Origin of the sequence: Streptomyces sp. H39-S7, assembly GCF_027158205.1 — a bacterium.
Taxonomy (GTDB): domain Bacteria; phylum Actinomycetota; class Actinomycetes; order Streptomycetales; family Streptomycetaceae; genus Actinacidiphila.
This window is the reverse complement of the sequence record NZ_JAPVLU010000064.1, coordinates 20,367-37,960: the sequence shown is the minus strand read 5'-3', so window position 1 is coordinate 37,960 and position 17,594 is coordinate 20,367. Positions and strand designations below refer to the sequence as shown.

The window sequence follows — 17,594 nt, the reverse complement described above, 5'->3', positions numbered from 1 at the left end:
CGCCAGGACCACCCGGGCCGCCGACGCCGGGTCCTGCCAGCATCGTCGCCGCGTAGTTCACACCGCCGGACGACGGCGGGCTGCCGGGAGCGCCCGGACCGCCGGGCGCTCCCGGAGCGGCCGGGCCGGGGTCGTTCGGGTTGCGCGCGGGCACCAGTTGCGTCGGGAGGTATCCCCCGCCGTCCGGAGCACCGGGCGCGCCGGGCGGCGGCGGGGCGTCCGGGCTGCGCCGTACGGGTCCGGCCGACGGCACGCTGCCGCGCACCGCCTTCGCGGACTCCGCGTCGGCGATGTCCGCGGCGCCGCGGCCGGGAGTGCCGGGGCCGCCGGGTCCGCCCGGGGTCGCCAGACCCGCGGGCGGCGGCAGCGCCACGCCCGGTCCTGACGGAGGCGGCAGCGCCGCACCCGGTCCTGACGGGGGCGGCAGGCCGGGGCCGCCGTAACCGGGGCCCGGGGGGCGGCCGGGGCGGCCCTGGCCGGGCGCCGCGGGCGCGATCGGGAAGCCGGCGCCGTCCGGCGGGGCGATCATCGTCGCGGGCAGCGAGCTGCCCTGCGGCATGAGTTCGGTCTTGGCCTCGGCGCCGGCCATCGACGGCGGGGTGTGGGCCTCGTCGGAGTCGGAGATCGGCGGGGCGAAGACCGTGGCAGGGATGGGGACGGACACGGAGTCGTCCGGCGCGCTGGTGGTACGACCCGACCAGGCCTCGGAGGAGATCTCGGCCGACGCCTGGGAGGGCACCGGCGCCGGAACGACCGGGTCGGCCGGGACCGCGCCCGGGCGGCGGTCCGGGATGCCCATCTTGTCCGCCGCGTCCTGCAGCCACTGCGGCGGACTGATCAGGAAGGACGTCGCCTCCAGATCGAGCCGCTGGGGCGGGGGCGGCGGGGTGTCGTTCGGCACCGCTCCGTACTCCTCCTCGTAGCGGCGAATGACCTCGCCGACCGGCAGACCCGGCCACAAGGTGGCCTCTCCGCTGTCCCGCGCGATGACCAGCCGCACCTGTCCGTCATCGCTCGACGGACCGTCCTCGCGGGGCTCGGACCAGGCGACGAAGCCCAGGTCGAACTCCCGCACCCGCACCTCGCGGGCCTGGTACGCCGGGACGTCACCGTTGATCCACCGCTCGGCGCGCTCCTGCGCCTGCGCGAAAGTGACCATTCCCTGCTTCACCCCTCCACCGGGACGGCGCCGGCGAAGCCGCCGTCCACCATCAGGTTCGCCACGGTCTCCAGCTCGGGCGGACCGCCCGCCAGCCGCAGCAGGAACGCGTCGAGCGAGTCACCGCACGGCAGCAGCAGCTCCGCGACCCGCTCCTGCGGGGACGACCAGTGGTCGCCGTCCCGCGCGTCGTCGTAGGCGCAGAACCAGACCGAGCCGGTGCCGTCGCCCTTGACCTTCACCGCGAGCACCCCGCCCTGGACGTACCCGATGGCCAGGTAGTCCTTGGTGAAGTGGTCCCGCAGGCACTTGTTGACGTACACGAGGTCGTTGACCGCGGCCTCGTCCCGCACCGTGAAGAACGGCTGGTCCAGCAGCAGTCCCAGGTCGGGGTCGAGCGCGACCCCGACGGGGGCGCAGCCGCCGGCCGCCTTGAGGAACGTGCGGTAGGCGCCGGGGAGCCGGTAGCCCAGCTCCTCCTCGACGTCCAGGACCTGCTGCTCGGTGACCGCCACCCCGCTGTGGTGGGGCGTGGCCTTGGGCAGCCCGAAGTGCACGGGACGGGTCTCCTGGAGCGGGCGCGTGCCGCGCTTGGAGTGGTCGGCGGTCGAGGCGGCGAGGCCGCCGTGGTGCCGCAGCAGCGCCTTGACCTCGACGGGGATCAGCTCCAGCCGCCGGGTGCCCGCCACGTGGTGCCAGGTCCAGCCGTGCGGGGTCGCGACGGGCGGCAGGCTGCCCCACAGCTCGTGCCCCGCCGCGTGCATCGCGGCGTTGGCCGACACGTAGTCGGTCAGCCGGAGCTCGTCGACGCCGAAGCCCTCGGGCGGCTCCGCGATCTCCGCCGCCGCCCTCGCGAACGCCGAGAAGTCCGGGTAGCCGTCCTCGTCGATCCAGACACCCTGGGGGTGCCGGGCGGCCCGCACCGGGTCGGGAAAGTGCACGACCTGACCGGCGTAGGCCGCGTTCGGTGGCACGGTCCGTCCCCCGGTCCGGGTGCTGGGAGGTGCCCCCAGCCCTGGCCGACCTGTCGTCATGGCGGTTGCCCCCTGCTGCGTCCGGGTAATGAGCACAGCCTAGGGGGTGTGGCAAGCATGGCCGCCGCCCCCGTCCGGGTCAGCCGGCCGCCTCCGCCGCCTTCAGCTTCGTGTCCTGCTTCCGGGCGACGACGAGAGGCGGGTCGCCCGCCTGTCCGGACCCCTTCACCGACAGGTACGTGACGGTGGCCTCGCCGGTGCGCACGACGGTGACCAGGGCCGTGCCGCCCTCCTTGTCACTGGCATCCGCCATCACGTACGCCACGGCCTCGTCGCCCGCGGTGACCGCGGGGCCCTTCTTGATCGAGAACGGGGTCTTCTTGCCGGTGCCGTCGGTGGACGTGAAGGCGGTGCACTTGTCCAGGGCCTGCCGGATGTCGGCCACCATCTTCGCGGCCTCGCCGGGGGCGTGGCTGGAGAGCAGCATCTGCGTCAGCTCGACGCTCGCGGGCAGGTTGGCCGGGTCGGCCTTGGCGACCGAGGCGCCGACGAACGCCTTGCGCGCGTACTTCGGCTTGGTGCTCGGCGGGTCGGCGAGCGGCTGGCACTCGGGCTTGTCCGTCGTCATCGCGTCGTCGGGGCTCATCGCCTCGTTCTTCGAGGCCTCGATCTTGTAACCGGGCACGTCGGCGTCCTTGACGAGCGCCGCCCTCAACTGCGCGGCGGTCAGCGGGGCCTTGGCGGCCCCGGTCGAGGACGCGGCGGCGGAGGTCGCGGGAGCCGTCGTCGCGCCGTCCTTGCCCTTCCCGTCGCCGTCCCCGCCGTCATCGCCGGAGCAGGCGGCGGCCAGCGCCAGCACGGGCAGCACGGCGGCCGCCGTGACGGCCCGGCGGATACGGACATTGGTGCGAGTGGTGGTGCGGGACCGAGCGCGCATGCGGGCAACTCTCCCTCGTGGACGGAACGTTCCGCCCGCGTGTGCGAGCTGCCGTCCATCCTTCCGGCCCATCTGCTGCCCCGTCCAAGCCGTTTCCACTCCGCCGACGATCCGTCACCACACGGTGACATGGGACACACAAGATGTTGCGCACACCGCACCCGACTTCCCCACCTCCTGGCACCTTTGGCACTCTGAGTCTCGTAAACGGGGGATCGCCCGCCCCGGCGGGCGGACAGGAGGACGCACCAACCATGCAGACAACGGACGCCGCGGACCCGCGGCTCACCTGGAGCGCCAAGGGCGCGGACACGGCGGGGCCACCCGTTCTGCGGCACCGGCGGGACGGCATCCTGCCGGCCGTCGCCGCCGCGCTGTCCATCCGTGACGAGGTGCTGACCTGCACCGGGAGCAAGGCCGAGCAGGCGCCGGCGCTGCATCCGGTGATCCAGGACTTCCTCGACACGCTGCCGGTCGCCCAGCGCGAGCGCTTCACCGGACGCTGTCCGGAGCCCGTGCTGCTCTCCCGGTTCCTCTCCGCCGCGGACGCCTCGCGGAGCAAGCGCGCGGCCCGCAAGCCGCTCACGCAGAGTGAGGCCCGCAAGGCTTTGCGTGGCGCGCGGCTCACCGCCCGCCGGATACGCGAGGACGGTGATCCCGAGCACGGCTCGTACGCGCCGCCCTGCCGCTCCTGCGGGCCGCTGCTGGCGCACTTCGGCGTGCGGGCCATCGATCCGTCGGCGGAGGCGGCGTGAGCGACCCGAACGCCTCGCGGGACCCGAACAGCGTGAACGGCGTGAACAACGCCGCCGGCATGCCGAGTTCCCCGAGCACCCGCTTCCCGGCCGGCGTGGACGCCGCGCTGCGGTCGGCCGGCTGGCAGCCCGGCCGCTGGGACATCAAGCAGGCCGAGGTGTGGGCGGACGCGCTGCGCGCGCACACCTCCCCCGCCGGGCACCGGCACGCCGTCTCCCCGGCGGCCGTGGAGGCCTGGGCGGAGTTCGGCAACCTCGCGATACCCGCCACCACCGGCCCCGGCCGGCAGATCGCCCCGACCCCGGTCCTGGTCAACCCGCTGCGCGGCCTCCACCTGGCCAGGACCCTCGCCGACCTCGGGCGGGCGCTGGAGACCGAGGTCTCCCCGCTCGGCGAGGAGATGGGCTCGGGCTCGCTGCTCGCGATCGACGCGGACGGCCACGTCTACGCCATCGACCACACCGGCGACTGGTACCTCGGCGCCGACATCGACGGCGCGCTGACCACCCTGGTCGCGGGAGGCCGCCCGGAGCGCCTGACGACGGCCTGACCGGGCCGGCCGCCCCGGGCGCCGCAAGCTCGGGCGGCGGGGACCGCCCCGGCCCCGGAGGGCACGCGCACGGCCGCGTCCGGGCCACCCACCCCGGAGGGGCTCAGCCGGCGGCCGGCGGGCCGGTCGGCACCACGGCGGCGGGGAGGGACGGGATCATGGCGGAGACCCGGAAGCCGCCCGCCTCGGTGTGCCCCGCGACGAAGCCGCCGCCGAGCGCGGTGACCCGCTCCTTCATCCCGACGAGGCCGTGGCCGCCGCTGGGCAGGGCCGCGGCGGGCGAGCCGTCGGAGGGGCCGTTCTGGACGCGGACGGCGACCTCGGCGTCCCGGTAGGCGAGCCGCACCTCCGTGACGGCTCCGGGGGCGTGCTTGTGGACGTTGGTGAGGGCCTCCTGGACGACGCGGTACGCGGTCCGCTCGACCTGGTCCTCGCACGACCTGGCCTCGCCCTCGACGGTCAGCTCGACCCGCATCCCCGCCGCGCGGGACTCCGCGACGAGCGCCTCCAGCCGGTCGAGGCACGCCCCGTCCAGGGAGCCGTCCTCCCGCTCGCCGGAAGACCGCCCGGCGGCGCGCGCCGCCCCCAGCTCCGTGAAGGCCAGGGTGTTCCCGGTGCCCGCCGGCCCCACCACCTGCGCCGTCCGCAGGACACCCAGCATCTGGCGCAGCTCGTTGAGTGCCTGCCGCCCCATGTCCCCCAGCAGCTCCGCGCTCGCGGACGCCTTCTCCGGGTCCTTCAGGGCGACCGCCTTGAGGGCCGCCGCGTGCACCACCATCAGGCTGACCCGGTGCGCGACCACGTCGTGCATCTCGCGGGCGATCCGGGTGCGCTCGTCGGAACGGGCCCGTTCCGCCCGCTCGGTCGCCTTCTCCGCGAGCAGCGTCAGCTCCCGCTCCAGGCCGTCGGCCCGCTCCCGCAGGCTCTCCACCAGCCGGCGGCGGGCCCGGACGTAGAGGCCCAGCAGCACCGGCGGCGCGGTCAGCCCCAGCGCCATCAGGACCGACGTGATCACGATGACGACCATCGGGGTGTCGCTGTCCTGCCGCAGGCTCTCCCGCATCTGGATGAACGCGACGATCATCGTGCCGGCCCCGGTCATCACGGCCAGGGTGGCGGTGATGCGGCGCGGCACCTCGGAGGCCGCCAGCGTGTAGAGGCCGACGATGCCGAGCAGGAACCCGAGCTGGGCCGGTGTCACCGCGATGGCCAGCAGCACGACCGCGATCGGCCAGCGGCGGCGCAGCAGCAGCGACGCGCCGACGAGCAGCCCGAAGATCGCGCCGATCCCGGGCTCGATCCCGGTCTTCTCCGCGAAGGACACCCCTTCGACGAAGCACTCCAGTGCCGACACGGCGGCCAGCGTCGCGTCGAGCACCAGGCTGCGCCGCCTCGGCCACCACCACGGGCCGGGCCTCACTCGGCCCCCACCCCTGTCATCCGGTACGTGCGCCCCCGTCGTACTCATACGGTCCAGCCTAGGCCGTGTCCCCGGCGGGCAGGGGGGTGCGGTGTCCCGGCCCGGTCAGGGGGTCCGCCGCGAGCTTTCAGGGGTGTCCGCCAAATGGGCGGGGGCCGTGGTCGGCGATGGCGCGACCTATCCTTGTCGGGTCGGACAGCGCGGTCCGCCCCACCTCGCCGTTCCACCGGCGGGGAGATCAGCCGTCGCCCCTTCCACTGCACTAGGAGCCGCACCTGTGAGCAGCGCCGACAACGCAACGGACAGCCCAGCCCTGCGCGCCGACATCCGCCGGCTGGGTGAACTCCTCGGCGGGACGCTCGTCCGCCAGGAGGGCCGGGAGCTACTCGACCTCGTCGAGAAGGTACGGGCCCTGACCCGCTCCGACGGCGAGGCCGCCGCAGCCCTGCTAGGGGAGACGGATCTGCAGACCGCCGCGAAGCTGGTGCGTGCCTTCTCCACGTACTTCAACCTGGCGAACGTCACCGAGCAGGTGCACCGCGGCCGTGAGCTGCGCGCCCGCCGCGCCTCCGAGGGCGGGCTGCTCAGCCAGACGGCGGACCTGATGAAGGACGCCGATCCGGACCACGTCCGGGAGACCGTCAAGCACCTCAACGTGCGGCCGGTCTTCACCGCGCACCCCACGGAGGCGGCCCGCCGCAGCGTGCTGAACAAGCTGCGGCGCATCGCCGAGCTGCTCGACGCGCACCAGGAGGGGACCGGGGACCGCCGCCGCGCGGACCTGCGGCTGGCCGAGAACATCGACCTGCTGTGGCAGACCGACGAGCTGCGCGTGGTGCGTCCGGAGCCCGCCGACGAGGCGCGCAACGCGATCTACTACCTCGACGAGCTGCACGCCGGTGCCGTCGGCGACGTCCTGGAGGACCTGTCGGCCGAGCTGGAGCGGGTCGGTGTGCCGCTGCCGCCCGAGACCCGCCCGCTGACCTTCGGCACCTGGATCGGCGGCGACCGCGACGGCAACCCGAACGTGACCCCCGAGGTCACCTGGGACGTCCTGATCCTGCAGCACGAGCACGGCATCACCGACGCCCTGGAGCTGGTGGACACGCTGCGCGGCGCGCTCTCCAACTCGATCCGCAACTGCGGCGCGACCCCGGAGCTGCTCACCTCGCTCGACGCCGACCTGGCGGCGCTCCCCGAGATCAGCCCGCGCTACAAGCGGCTGAACGCCGAGGAGCCGTACCGCCTCAAGGCCACCTGTATCCGGCAGAAGCTCGTCAACACCCGCGAGCGGCTCGCCGCGGGCAGCGCGCACGCCCCGGGCCGCGACTACCTGGGCAGCGGCGAGCTGCTGCAGGACCTCGCGCTGATCCAGGCCTCGCTGCGCGCCAACCGCGGTGAGCTGATGGCGGACGGCCGGATGGAACGCACCATCCGCACGCTCGCCGCGTTCGGGCTGCAGCTCGCCACGATGGACGTGCGCGAGCACGCGGACGCCCACCACCACGCGCTCGGCCAGCTCTTCGACCGGCTCGGCGAGGAGTCCTGGCGGTACGCGGACATGCCGCGCGACTACCGGCGCAAGCTGCTCGCGAAGGAGCTGCGCTCCCGCCGCCCGCTGGCCGGCACCCCGGCCCCGCTGGACGCGGCCGGCGCGAAGACCCTCGGGGTCTTCCACACCATCCGCGAGGCGTTCGCGCGCTTCGGGCCCGAGGTCGTCGAGTCCTACATCATCTCGATGTGCCAGGGCGCGGACGACGTCTTCGCCGCGGCCGTGCTGGCCCGTGAGGCCGGTCTGATCGACCTGCACGGCGGGGTCGCCCAGATCGGCATCGTCCCGCTGCTGGAGACGACGGACGAGCTGAAGGAGGCGGACCGGATCCTCGACGAGATGCTCGCGGACCCGTCGTACCGCCGGCTGGTCTCGCTCCGCGGCGACGTGCAGGAGGTCATGCTCGGGTACTCCGACTCCTCCAAGTTCGGCGGCATCACCACCTCGCAGTGGGAGATCCACCGCGCCCAGCGCCGGCTGCGCGACGTCGCGCACCGCTACGGCGTACGGCTGCGGCTCTTCCACGGCCGCGGCGGCACCGTCGGCCGCGGCGGCGGCCCCTCGCACACCGCGATCCTCGCGCAGCCGTGGGGCACGCTGGAGGGCGAGATCAAGGTGACCGAGCAGGGCGAGGTCATCTCCGACAAGTACCTGATCCCGGCGCTGGCCCGGGAGAACCTCGAACTGACCGTCGCGGCGACGCTGCAGGCGTCCGCGCTGCACACCTCGCCGCGCCAGTCCGACGAGGCGCTGGCCCGCTGGGACGCGGCGATGGACACCATCTCCGACGCGGCGCACAACGCCTACCGGCGCCTCGTCGAGGACCCGGACCTGCCGTCGTACTTCTTCGCCTCCACCCCGGTGGACCAGCTCGCCGAGCTGCACCTGGGCTCCCGCCCCTCCCGCCGCCCGGACTCCGGCGCGGGTCTGGACGGGCTGCGGGCCATCCCGTGGGTGTTCGGCTGGACGCAGTCCCGGCAGATCGTCCCGGGCTGGTTCGGGGTCGGCTCCGGGCTCAAGGCCGCGCGGGACGCCGGTCTCGGCTCCGTCATCGACGAGGCGCACGAGAACTGGCACTTCTTCCGCAACTTCCTGTCCAACGTCGAGATGACGCTGGCCAAGACGGATCTGCGGATCGCCCGGCACTACGTGGACAGCCTCGTGCCCGACGAGCTGAAGCACGTCTTCGACACCATCGAGGCCGAGCACGCGCTCACCGTCCAGGAGGTGCTGCGGATCACCGGCGAGAAGGAGCTGCTGGCCGGCGACCCGGCGCTGGCGCAGACGTTCCACATCCGCGACCAGTACCTCGACCCGATCTCGTACCTCCAGGTCGCCCTGCTCTCGCGCCAGCGCGAGGCGGCCGCCCGGGGCGAGGAGCCGGACCCGCTGCTCTCGCGGGCCCTGCTGCTGACGGTCAACGGTGTGGCGGCGGGTCTGCGCAACACCGGCTGACCCGGCCCAGGACACACGGAAGCCCCCGGACGGACGTCCGGGGGCTTCCGTGTGCTCAGCTCTTGCGGTGCCCGATCAGGCGCGGCTTGGGCTCGATGCCCGACAGCCCGTTCCAGGACAGGTTCACCAGGTGGGCGGCGACCTCGGCCTTCTCGGGCCGCTGCGGCGCGTCGAGCCACCACTGGCCGGTCAGGGCGACCATGCCGACGAGTGCCTGGGCGTACATCGGCGCGAGCTTGGGTTCGAAGCCGCGGTTCTTGAACTCCATGCCGAGGATGTCCTCGACCTGGGTGGCGATGTCGCTGATCAGGGACGCGAAGGTGCCGGTGGACTGGGCTACGGGCGAGTCCCGGACGAGGATCCGGAACCCGTCGGTGTACTGCTCGATGTAGTCGAGCAGCGCGAACGCCGCCTGTTCGAGGAGTTCCCTCGGATGGCCACCGGTGAGGGCACTGGTGACCATGTCGAGGAGCCGGCGCATCTCCCGGTCGACCACGACGGCGTAGAGGCCTTCCTTGCCGCCGAAGTGCTCGTACACCACCGGTTTGGACACTCCGGCCTTGTGCGCGATCTCCTCGACCGAGGTGCCCTCGAAGCCACGTTCGGCGAAGAGCGTGCGACCGATGTCGAGGAGTTGCTCGCGGCGCTCCTTACCCGTCATCCGCACCCGGCGCGCGCGCCGAGCGTTCGTACCCGTCGTTCCGTTCGGGCCCTCGCCGCTCGTACTGCTGCCGTCGCTCACGCGTCAATCATGCCGCTTCACTGATGCTCTCCTTACGCCGGGCGGCGATCCGCTCCTTGCTGGGCCACCGGACGTCGCTCGCCCAGCCGAGCTGTTCGCACCAGCGGATGACGCGGGCGCTGGAGTCGATCTGGCCGCGCAGCACGCCGTGCCGGGCCGAGGTGGGCTCGGCGTGGTGCAGGTTGTGCCAGGACTCGCCGCAGCTCAGGATGGCCAGCCACCACACGTTGCCGGACCGGTCGCGGGACTTGAACGGGCGGTTGCCCACCGCGTGGCAGATGGAGTTGATCGACCAGGTGACGTGGTGGAGCAGTCCCACCCGGATGAGCGATCCCCAGAAGAACGCGGTGAAAGCACCGGTCCAGGACATCGTCACCAGTCCGCCGACCAGCGGCGGGATCGCGAGCGAGATCAGGGTGAAGGCAAGGAACTGCCGGGAGATCATCCTGATCGCCGGGTCCTTCATCAGGTCCGGCGCGTACTTCTCCTGCGGGGTCCGCTCGGTGTCGAACATCCAGCCGATGTGGGCCCACCAGAGGCCCTTCATGAGGGCCGGGACGGTCTCGCCGTAGCGCCACGGAGAGTGCGGGTCGCCATCCGCGTCGGAGTACTTGTGGTGCTTGCGGTGGTCGGCGACCCAGCGCACGACCGGGCCCTCGACGGCCAGCGAGCCGGCGACGGCGAGTGCGATCCGCAGCGGGCGCTTGGCCTTGAAGGCGCCGTGGGTGAAGTACCGGTGGAATCCGATGGTGATGCCGTGGCAGCCGATGAAGTACATGCCGACCATCAGACCGAGATCCAGCCAGCTCATCCCCCAGCCCCAGACCAGTGGGATGGCGGCGACCAGCGCTACGAAGGGGACGCCGATGAAGGCGCCGAGGGTGATGCGCTCGGTCATGCCCTTGTTGTCGCCACCGAGGGTGGCGAGGGTTACGAATTGGCCGGGCCCGGGGTTTCGGGGCTCGGTGATCACGTCGGCCTGTGCGGTCATGAAGGTCCCTCACCGGGGGTGTATGGGGGGATTTACTACGGAACCGTAACCTACGGCGACGTAAGTATGGCAGCGTCGCGTCATCAGGCAACAGGCCCGGAGGGCTGACGCCCCGTAACTACGTGTACCCCGAACCTCGTCGCGTTCACGTGGTTGCTTGCGGCATAGTAGGGACGCGCAGGCGCGCTCAGGCGCGCCGGTCCGCCGTGGTGTAATTGGCAGCACCGGGGCTTTTGGTGCCCTTTGTCCGGGTTCGAGTCCTGGCGGCGGAGCTTGTAGGAGCGGGTCCCGGCCTTCATGGTCGGGACCCGTGCGTGTTTCTCCGCCCATACCCCCCGGTATCCTGCGGATGTCCGTCACCCAAAGCCGAGGAGCCCCTTCCGTGAGCCCCAACCGCCCGGCTGCTGTCGTCGTCCTCGCCGCGGGTGAGGGCACCCGCATGAAGTCGGCCGTGCCCAAGGTCCTGCACGCCATCTGCGGGCGCACCCTGGTCGGCCATGTCGTGGCCGCCTCGCGCGCGCTCGACCCGGAACACCTGGTCGTGGTCGTCGGCCACGCCCGCGAGCAGGTGGCCGCCCATCTCGCCGAGATCGACCCCGCTGCCCGCACCGCCGTGCAGGACCAGCAGCTCGGCACCGGCCACGCGGTCCGGATGGCTCTTGAGGCGCTGTCGGCCCAGGGCGTCGTACTCACCGGCACGGTCGTGATCACCTGCGGCGACACCCCGCTGCTCACCGACGGAACGCTGCGGTCCCTGGTCGCGACGCACGAGGGCGACGGCAACGCCGTCACCGTGCTCTCCGCCGAGGTGCCGGACCCGGCCGGCTACGGCCGGATCGTGCGCGCCGCCGACGGCTCGGTGTCGGGGATCGTCGAGACCAAGGACGCCAACGAGGCCCAACTGACGATCGCCGAGATCAACTCCGGCGTCTTCGCGTTCGACGCGCAGTTGCTCGCGGACGCGCTCGGCAAGGTCACCACGGACAACGCGCAGGGCGAGGAGTACCTCACCGACACCCTCGCCATCCTGCGCGAGGCCGGGCACCGGGTGGGCGCCGCGGTCGCCGCGGACCACCGCGAGATCGCCGGGATCAACAACCGGGTGCAGCTCTCCCAGGCCCGCCGCACGCTCAACGACCGCCTGCTCAACGAGGCGATGCTGGCCGGCGCCACCATCGTCGACCCGGCCTCGACCTGGGTCGACGTGGCCGTCGGGTTCGCGCCCGACTCCCTGGTGCTGCCCAACACCCAGCTGTACGGGGCCACCACCCTGGCCGAGGGCGCCGAGGTCGGCCCGAACTGCACGCTGACCGACACCACCGTGGGCGCGGGCGCCCAGGTGAGCAACACGGTCGCGCAGAGCGCCGAGATCGGCGAGCACGCCACCGTCGGCCCGTTCGCCTACCTGCGCCCCGGCACCCGGCTCGGCGCGAAGGCGAAGGCCGGCACCTACGTCGAGATGAAGAACGCGACGATCGGCGAGGGCACCAAGGTGCCGCACCTGTCGTACGTGGGGGACGCGACGATCGGCGAGTACACGAACATCGGCGCCGCGAGCGTCTTCGTGAACTACGACGGCGAGGTCAAGCACCACACCACGATCGGCAGCTACTGCAAGACCGGCTCCGACAACATGTTCGTGGCACCGGTCACAGTCGGGGACGGCGCCTACACCGCCGCCGGATCCGTGATCACCAAGGACGTACCGGCCGGTTCGCTGGCCGTGGCCCGCGGCCAGCAACGGAACATCGAGGGCTGGGTCGCGCGCAAGCGCCCCGGAAGCGCCGCCGCGGAGGCCGCCGAACGAGCCGGTCAGGGTGAGTAACGGCACTCCCGGCGGGTCACGACGCGGCCCGGCGGGGCGTACCGTAAGAGATGCACGGAATGCCGCAGGCCGACGTCCACAGGACGAAGCTGCGAACTGAGTCTTAACTGAGTCTTACCGGGGTTGCCCCCGAACCCCCGTAGACCCGTAAAACAAGGAGACGGTGTGACCGGGCTCAAGACGACCGGTGAGAAGAAGCTGATGCTCTTCTCCGGACGCGCTCATCCGGAACTCGCGGAGGAGGTGGCCCACCAGCTCGGTGTCGACCTCGTCCCGACCAAGGCGTTCGACTTCGCGAACGGCGAGATCTACGTCCGCTTCGAGGAGTCCGCGCGCGGCAGCGACGCGTTCGTGATCCAGAGCCACACCGCTCCGATCAACAAGTGGATCATGGAACAGCTGATCATGATCGACGCGCTGAAGCGGGCCTCCGCCAAGCGCATCACCGTGATCCTGCCGTTCTACGGCTACGCCCGCCAGGACAAGAAGCACCGCGGCCGCGAGCCGATCTCGGCCCGGCTGATGGCCGACCTGTTCAAGACCGCGGGTGCCGACCGGCTGCTCGCCGTGGACCTGCACGCCTCGCAGATCCAGGGCTTCTTCGACGGCCCGGTGGACCACCTGATCTCGCTGCCGATACTGGCCGATTACGTCGGCGCCAAGGTCGACCGCTCCAAGCTCACCATCGTCTCCCCGGACGCCGGCCGCGTCCGCGTGGCCGACAACTGGTGCGACCGGCTCGGTGCCCCGCTGGCCATCGTCCACAAGCGCCGCGACCCCAACATCGCGAACCAGGTGACGGTCCACGAGGTCGTCGGTGAGGTCAAGGGCCGCATCTGCGTGCTCGTCGACGACATGATCGACACCGGTGGCACCATCTGCGCTGCCGCCGACGCCCTGTTCGCCAACGGCGCCGAGGACGTCATCGTGGCGTCGACGCACGGTGTGCTCTCCGGCCCGGCCGCCGACCGGCTGAAGAACTCGCAGGTGAGCGAGTTCATCTTCACCAACACCCTGCCGACGCCGGGTGAGCTGGAGCTGGACAAGATCACGGTCCTCTCGATCGCCCCGACGCTCGCGTCCGCGATCCGCGAGGTCTTCGAGGACGGCTCGGTCACCAGCCTCTTCGACGGCGCCTCGCACTGAACCACTGATCACCCGCGGTCGGTTCGGGCTCTGTTCCCGACTGCGGGTTGATCGATTTCGTCAAGGCCTCCCCGCCGGGTAGACTCCTGGAGTTTGCTCGGCGAGGGAGGCTTTTCTGTCTCCGTTATCGGCGCGCTCCTCGTAAGTGGATCGGCCCCCGTCGTGGGCCGGGCGACATGTGTCCCAGCCAGTCGTCTCTTTACGAGGAGTGATTCTCATGTCCGAGGTCAAGCTCAGCGCCGAGGTCCGTACCGAATTCGGCAAGGGTGCCGCCCGTCGTGCGCGCCGCGCCAACCTGGTTCCCGGTGTCGTCTACGGCCACGGCGCCACCCCGGTGCACGTGAACCTGCCGGGTCACGCGCTGCAGCTCGCGCTCCGCACCAAGAACGTCCTGATCAGCCTCGAGGTCGAGGGTGAGACCACCTTCGTGCTCCCCAAGGCCGTCCAGCGCGACGCCATCAAGGGCTTCCTCAAGCACGTCGACCTGCTCACCGTGAAGCGCGGCGAGAAGGTCAGCGTCGACGTGGCCGTGCACACCACCGGTGAGCTGGCCCCGGGCGGCGGCCTGCTGGAGCACGTCCTCAACGCCCTTCCGGTCGAGGCCGAGGCCACCCACATCCCGACCTCCGTCTCCGTCTCCATCGAGGGCCTGGAGGCCGGCGCCGCCATCCTCGCGAAGGACATCACGCTGCCCGAGGGCACCGTGCTGACGATCGACGGCGACACCGTCGTCATCCAGATCGTCGCCCCGCAGGCCGAGGAGCCGGCGGACGAGTCCGCCGTTTCGGCCGAGACCACCGAGGCCTGATCCTCCCGCCTCCGCTGTCCCGGACCGCCGCCCCGCTCCCTCGGGAGGGGGGCGGCGGTCCGGGTTGCGACGTCAGTGGACTTGAATGGACGGCATGAGCATGAGCAGTTCACCCGCCCCCGAGGGGCCCTGGCTGGTGGCCGGGCTCGGCAACCCCGGCCCCGAGTACGCCGGCAACCGGCACAACATCGGCTTCATGGTGGCCGACCTGCTCGCGGAGCGGATCCGCGGCAGATTCAAGACCCACAAGAGCCGGGCCCAGGTGGTCGAGGGCAGGATCGCCGGCCAACGGGTCGTGCTGGCCAAGCCGATGACGTTCATGAACCTCTCCGGCGGGCCCGTCACGGGGCTGCGCGACTTCTACAAGGTGCCCACCGGGCAGATCATCGCCGTCCACGACGAACTGGACATCGACTACCCGACGCTGCGGCTGAAACTGGGCGGCGGCGACAACGGCCACAACGGCCTGAAGTCGATCACCAAGTCGCTGGGCCCCGACTACCTGCGGGTGCGCTGCGGCATCGGACGGCCGCCCGGCCGGATGGACGTGGCGGCCTTCGTGCTGAAGGACTTCTCCTCGGCCGAGCGCAAGGAGCTGGACTGGTTCGTCGACCGCTCCTCCGACGCGGTCGAGTCGCTGATCTCCGACGGCCTGGAGCGGGCCCAGGGCACGTACAACAGCTGACGGTGCCCGCTGTGCACCACAGCGGTTGACTCCACGGCATGTCATGGCCAAAGATCGCCCGCATGGTCAAACGGAGCCGGGGCCGCCGCGCGGCGGAGAGTGCCTGGGGTGTGCTGCTCGTCGGCAAGGCCGTGATCCTGTCGGCGGTGGTCGCCCTGCTGCTCGCCTCGGGCGTGTGGGTGTCCTGGGGCACCGCGCAGCACGTGATGCTCTCCAAGGGCCGCGAGCGCGGCACCATGACGGTGTCCGCGTGCGGCGACAAGACCTGCACCGGCCCCTTCGCCCCCGCGGGAGCCGCCACCGCGCGGTCCAAGGTCACCGTCACCCGTTCCGTCACCCACCGCACCGGCGAGAAGCTCAAGGTCGCCGTGAAGCCCGGCACCGACACCGTCGTCCGCACCGGCTGGGCCGGAGTGCTGTACGCCTGGGTCCCGCTCGGCGGCGCCTTCCTGCTGGCCGCCCTGGTGCTCGCGGGGGGCCTGCGGATGCCCCGCAGCGCCTGGACGGCCGGCCTGGCGGGCGCGGCCCTGATGGTCGCCGCCTTCGCCCTGCTGTAGGCCACGTCGCCCCGGACCCGCACCCGGCTACCGCGCCGGGAGGTGCCCCCAGCCCCTGCCGGGCGGACGCCGCTATTTGTCAGACACGACCTAGAACTCGTCGACAGCGGCCAGGTCGATGTCGATGTCGTACGGGACACCGGTCTTGAGCAGGTCGTGGTGGATTCCGGTGAGGGCGTATGCCTTGGTGACCTTGTCGAGTTCGTAGACGTGGACCACCGGGTGAGCGTCCTGCCCTGCCATCTCGACCAGCCAGAAATTCTCGATGCCCGCCGCGGCGTACTTCCGCGGCTTGGTCTCGCGGTCGCGTGCCTCGGAGTCCGGGGACACGACTTCGACGGCGAGAAGGACATCGGCCGCGTCGAAGCGGGTCTGGAGGCGGCTGGTGACCGCCTCGGCGCGTACGACGGAAACATCGGGCTCCGGGCCGTCGCGCCGGTTCAGGATGACGGTCATCTCGCGGACCGCCTTCAGATGCTTCGGAACGGTACGGCGCAAGCCGCTCACCAGCAGATCGATCACCACACTGTGGAAGTATCGCTGCGGACTCACGAACACCAGGCTCCCGTCGATCAGCTCCGTGTGCGGCGGGAGGTCCTGCAGCGTCAGCAGATCGTCCACGGTGTAGCCGTCCTGCGGCGGCACCGGCCAGTGGTGCACGGACTCGGCGGTCATGGTTCCTCCCATGGACGGGATTCTGCAGTCTGCCTTCACCGTAGCGGGCGGCACCGTCGGTCACATCACCCGGACGCGTGATGCCGGTCCGCGCGCTGACAGGTCCGGCGGCCCTCACGCCGGGTCCGGTTCCAGGAACTCCAGGCGGTTGCCGAACGGGTCGTCGCAGTAGAAGCGCCGGTGGCCCGGGAGGTTGTCGTCCCACGTGACGCTCGCGCCGCGCTCCTCCAGCCGCCGGGCGTACGCGGTGATGCCGTCGACCCTGATGCCCGGATGCGCCTTCCCGGCCGGGCGGAAATCCTCGTCGACACCGAGGTGGATCCGCGCCGCCCCGGAGCCGAACCAGCAGCCGCCGCGGGCGGCGAGCACCGGCGGCTTGGGGAGTTCGGTCATGCCGAGCACGTCCCCGTAGAAGGCGCGCAGCGCCTCCTCGCTGCCGGGCGGCGCCGCGAGCTGTACGTGGTCGAGGGCGCTGATCACGCGAACACCGCCTCCTTGCGCGCGACCACGAAGATCCGGCGGAACGGGAAGACCGTGCCGTGCGGACCGGCCGGATACGCCGTGCGCAGCAGTGCGGCGTACTCGGCGAGGAACTCCTCGCGGGCGGCGCGGTCGTCCCCGAGGGCGGTCAGCACGGGGCGCAGCGCGGTGCCCTTCGTCCATTCGAGCACCGGGTCGGGACCCTGGAGGTGGTGCAGGTACGTGGTCTCCCAGACGTCGGTCTCGCAGCCGAGGCAGGTCAGGTGCTGGAAGTACTCATCCGGTTCGAGGGTCAGGACGCGGCGGTCGGCGCTGTCGCCCAGCCGGGCCCGCCATTTCGGGGCCGCGCAGAGTTCGGCGAGGAGGATGTGGCTGGGGGCGCTGTAGTTGCCGGGGACCTGGAACGCGAGGGTTCCGCCGGGGGCCAGGTGGCCCAGCCAGTCGGGGAAGCGGTCGGCGTGGCCCTCGACCCATTGCAGGGCGGCATTGGCGATGATGAGGTCGTAGGTCTCCTCCGGCGCCCAGTGCGCGGCGTCGGCGGCCCGGAAGTCCAGGTGTCCCCCGCCGGGGGTCGGACCCGCGTAGGCGCGGGCCGCTTCCAGCATCTCGGGCGAGTTGTCGAAGCCGGTGACGCGGGCGGCCGGCCAGCGGTGACCGAGCTGCGTGGTGACGTTGCCGGGACCGCAGCCGATGTCCGCGATGCGCGGTGCCGGCCCCGGGAGGGCGGGCACCCGGGCGAGCAGCTCGTGGAAGGGGCGGGTGCGGTGGTCGGTGTGGTGCAGGTACTGCTGGGGGTCCCAGGCGGGTGCTGCTGACGGCACGTTTCTGCCTCCCTGGCGGATCCGACGGTCTGCTGACGTCCCCTACCGTGCCCCATATTTT

The 17,594-nt window shown here is 71.9% G+C and carries 16 protein-coding genes, 1 tRNA gene and 1 pseudogene; 9 read left to right on the top strand and 9 right to left on the bottom strand.

Going from position 1 to position 17,594, the window contains the following annotated elements:
* From O3X23_RS38470 to O3X23_RS38460, 3 genes and pseudogenes are all read right to left on the bottom strand, one after another.
* Positions 1–1,159 (bottom strand): annotated as a pseudogene (locus O3X23_RS38470) (SUKH-4 family immunity protein); the annotation flags it as partial.
* 8 nt (positions 1,160–1,167) lie between these two features.
* The gene (locus O3X23_RS38465; protein ID WP_269278195.1) at positions 1,168–2,193 is read right to left on the bottom strand and encodes an SMI1/KNR4 family protein; all 1,026 of its coding nucleotides are present in this window, start codon (positions 2,191–2,193) and stop codon (positions 1,168–1,170) included.
* 79 nt (positions 2,194–2,272) lie between these two features.
* Positions 2,273–3,070, bottom strand: a complete 798-nt coding sequence (locus O3X23_RS38460) for a sensor domain-containing protein (protein WP_269278192.1) — start codon at positions 3,068–3,070, stop codon at positions 2,273–2,275.
* Positions 3,071–3,324: 254 nt separating this feature from the next.
* Here O3X23_RS38460 and O3X23_RS38455 point away from each other — a divergent pair, with 254 nt between their 5' ends.
* Both O3X23_RS38455 and O3X23_RS38450 read left to right on the top strand, forming a co-directional pair.
* Positions 3,325–3,825, top strand: coding sequence for a YwqJ-related putative deaminase (locus O3X23_RS38455; RefSeq protein ID WP_269278190.1), 501 nt, complete (start codon positions 3,325–3,327; stop codon positions 3,823–3,825).
* A 59-nt stretch (positions 3,826–3,884) separates the two neighbouring features.
* Entirely contained in the window at positions 3,885–4,376 is a 492-nt protein-coding gene (locus O3X23_RS38450; protein ID WP_269278216.1) for an SUKH-3 domain-containing protein, read from the top strand.
* A 103-nt stretch (positions 4,377–4,479) separates the two neighbouring features.
* Here O3X23_RS38450 and O3X23_RS38445 read toward each other — a convergent pair whose 3' ends face one another.
* Positions 4,480–5,844 carry a sensor histidine kinase gene (locus tag O3X23_RS38445; RefSeq protein ID WP_269278188.1) on the bottom strand — a complete coding sequence of 455 codons (1,365 nt, stop codon included), beginning with the start codon at positions 5,842–5,844 and terminating at the stop codon, positions 4,480–4,482.
* A 229-nt stretch (positions 5,845–6,073) separates the two neighbouring features.
* Here O3X23_RS38445 and ppc point away from each other — a divergent pair, with 229 nt between their 5' ends.
* On the top strand, positions 6,074–8,803 hold the full coding sequence (ppc, locus tag O3X23_RS38440) for a phosphoenolpyruvate carboxylase (RefSeq protein WP_269278186.1): 2,730 nt from the start codon (positions 6,074–6,076) through the stop codon (positions 8,801–8,803).
* 55 nt (positions 8,804–8,858) lie between these two features.
* On the opposite strand, the gene O3X23_RS38435 is transcribed toward ppc, so the two are convergent.
* Together O3X23_RS38435 and O3X23_RS38430 are read right to left on the bottom strand one after the other, a co-directional pair.
* Positions 8,859–9,464 carry a TetR/AcrR family transcriptional regulator gene (locus tag O3X23_RS38435; RefSeq protein ID WP_138354766.1) on the bottom strand — a complete coding sequence of 202 codons (606 nt, stop codon included), beginning with the start codon at positions 9,462–9,464 and terminating at the stop codon, positions 8,859–8,861.
* Between the two features lie 88 nt (positions 9,465–9,552).
* Positions 9,553–10,536: an acyl-CoA desaturase gene (locus tag O3X23_RS38430; protein WP_269278183.1), complete on the bottom strand. Its 984-nt coding sequence runs from the start codon at positions 10,534–10,536 to the stop codon at positions 9,553–9,555.
* A 200-nt stretch (positions 10,537–10,736) separates the two neighbouring features.
* On the opposite strand from O3X23_RS38430, the gene O3X23_RS38425 reads away from it, so the two are divergent.
* The 6 genes from O3X23_RS38425 (at position 10,737) to O3X23_RS38400 (ending at position 15,557) form a co-directional block, all read left to right on the top strand.
* A tRNA-Gln gene (locus O3X23_RS38425) sits at positions 10,737–10,808 on the top strand.
* Positions 10,809–10,918: 110 nt separating this feature from the next.
* Complete coding sequence (gene glmU, locus O3X23_RS38420) at positions 10,919–12,361, top strand: bifunctional UDP-N-acetylglucosamine diphosphorylase/glucosamine-1-phosphate N-acetyltransferase GlmU (RefSeq protein WP_269278180.1); 1,443 nt, start codon at positions 10,919–10,921, stop codon at positions 12,359–12,361.
* A gap of 165 nt (positions 12,362–12,526) precedes the next feature.
* Positions 12,527–13,507 carry a ribose-phosphate diphosphokinase gene (locus tag O3X23_RS38415; RefSeq protein ID WP_269278177.1) on the top strand — a complete coding sequence of 327 codons (981 nt, stop codon included), beginning with the start codon at positions 12,527–12,529 and terminating at the stop codon, positions 13,505–13,507.
* A gap of 217 nt (positions 13,508–13,724) precedes the next feature.
* On the top strand, positions 13,725–14,315 hold the full coding sequence (locus tag O3X23_RS38410) for a 50S ribosomal protein L25/general stress protein Ctc (RefSeq protein ID WP_269278174.1): 591 nt from the start codon (positions 13,725–13,727) through the stop codon (positions 14,313–14,315).
* A 100-nt stretch (positions 14,316–14,415) separates the two neighbouring features.
* Positions 14,416–15,000, top strand: coding sequence for an aminoacyl-tRNA hydrolase (gene pth, locus O3X23_RS38405; RefSeq protein WP_269278172.1), 585 nt, complete (start codon positions 14,416–14,418; stop codon positions 14,998–15,000).
* A gap of 38 nt (positions 15,001–15,038) precedes the next feature.
* On the top strand, positions 15,039–15,557 hold the full coding sequence (locus tag O3X23_RS38400) for a hypothetical protein (RefSeq protein WP_269278170.1): 519 nt from the start codon (positions 15,039–15,041) through the stop codon (positions 15,555–15,557).
* 90 nt (positions 15,558–15,647) lie between these two features.
* Here the strand turns inward: O3X23_RS38400 and O3X23_RS38395 are convergent, their stop codons facing one another.
* The 3 genes from O3X23_RS38395 to O3X23_RS38385 all read right to left on the bottom strand — a co-directional run bounded on the left by O3X23_RS38395 (position 15,648) and on the right by O3X23_RS38385 (position 17,533).
* Positions 15,648–16,232 (bottom strand): Uma2 family endonuclease, encoded by a 585-nt coding sequence (locus O3X23_RS38395; protein ID WP_269278210.1) that lies wholly within the window; start codon positions 16,230–16,232, stop codon positions 15,648–15,650.
* Between the two features lie 114 nt (positions 16,233–16,346).
* Positions 16,347–16,712: a VOC family protein gene (locus tag O3X23_RS38390; RefSeq protein ID WP_269278168.1), complete on the bottom strand. Its 366-nt coding sequence runs from the start codon at positions 16,710–16,712 to the stop codon at positions 16,347–16,349.
* Positions 16,709–17,533, bottom strand: coding sequence for a trans-aconitate 2-methyltransferase (locus tag O3X23_RS38385; RefSeq protein ID WP_269278166.1), 825 nt, complete (start codon positions 17,531–17,533; stop codon positions 16,709–16,711). The genes O3X23_RS38390 and O3X23_RS38385 overlap by 4 nt, the downstream gene beginning before the upstream one ends.
* Between the last annotated feature and the right edge of the window lie 61 nt (positions 17,534–17,594).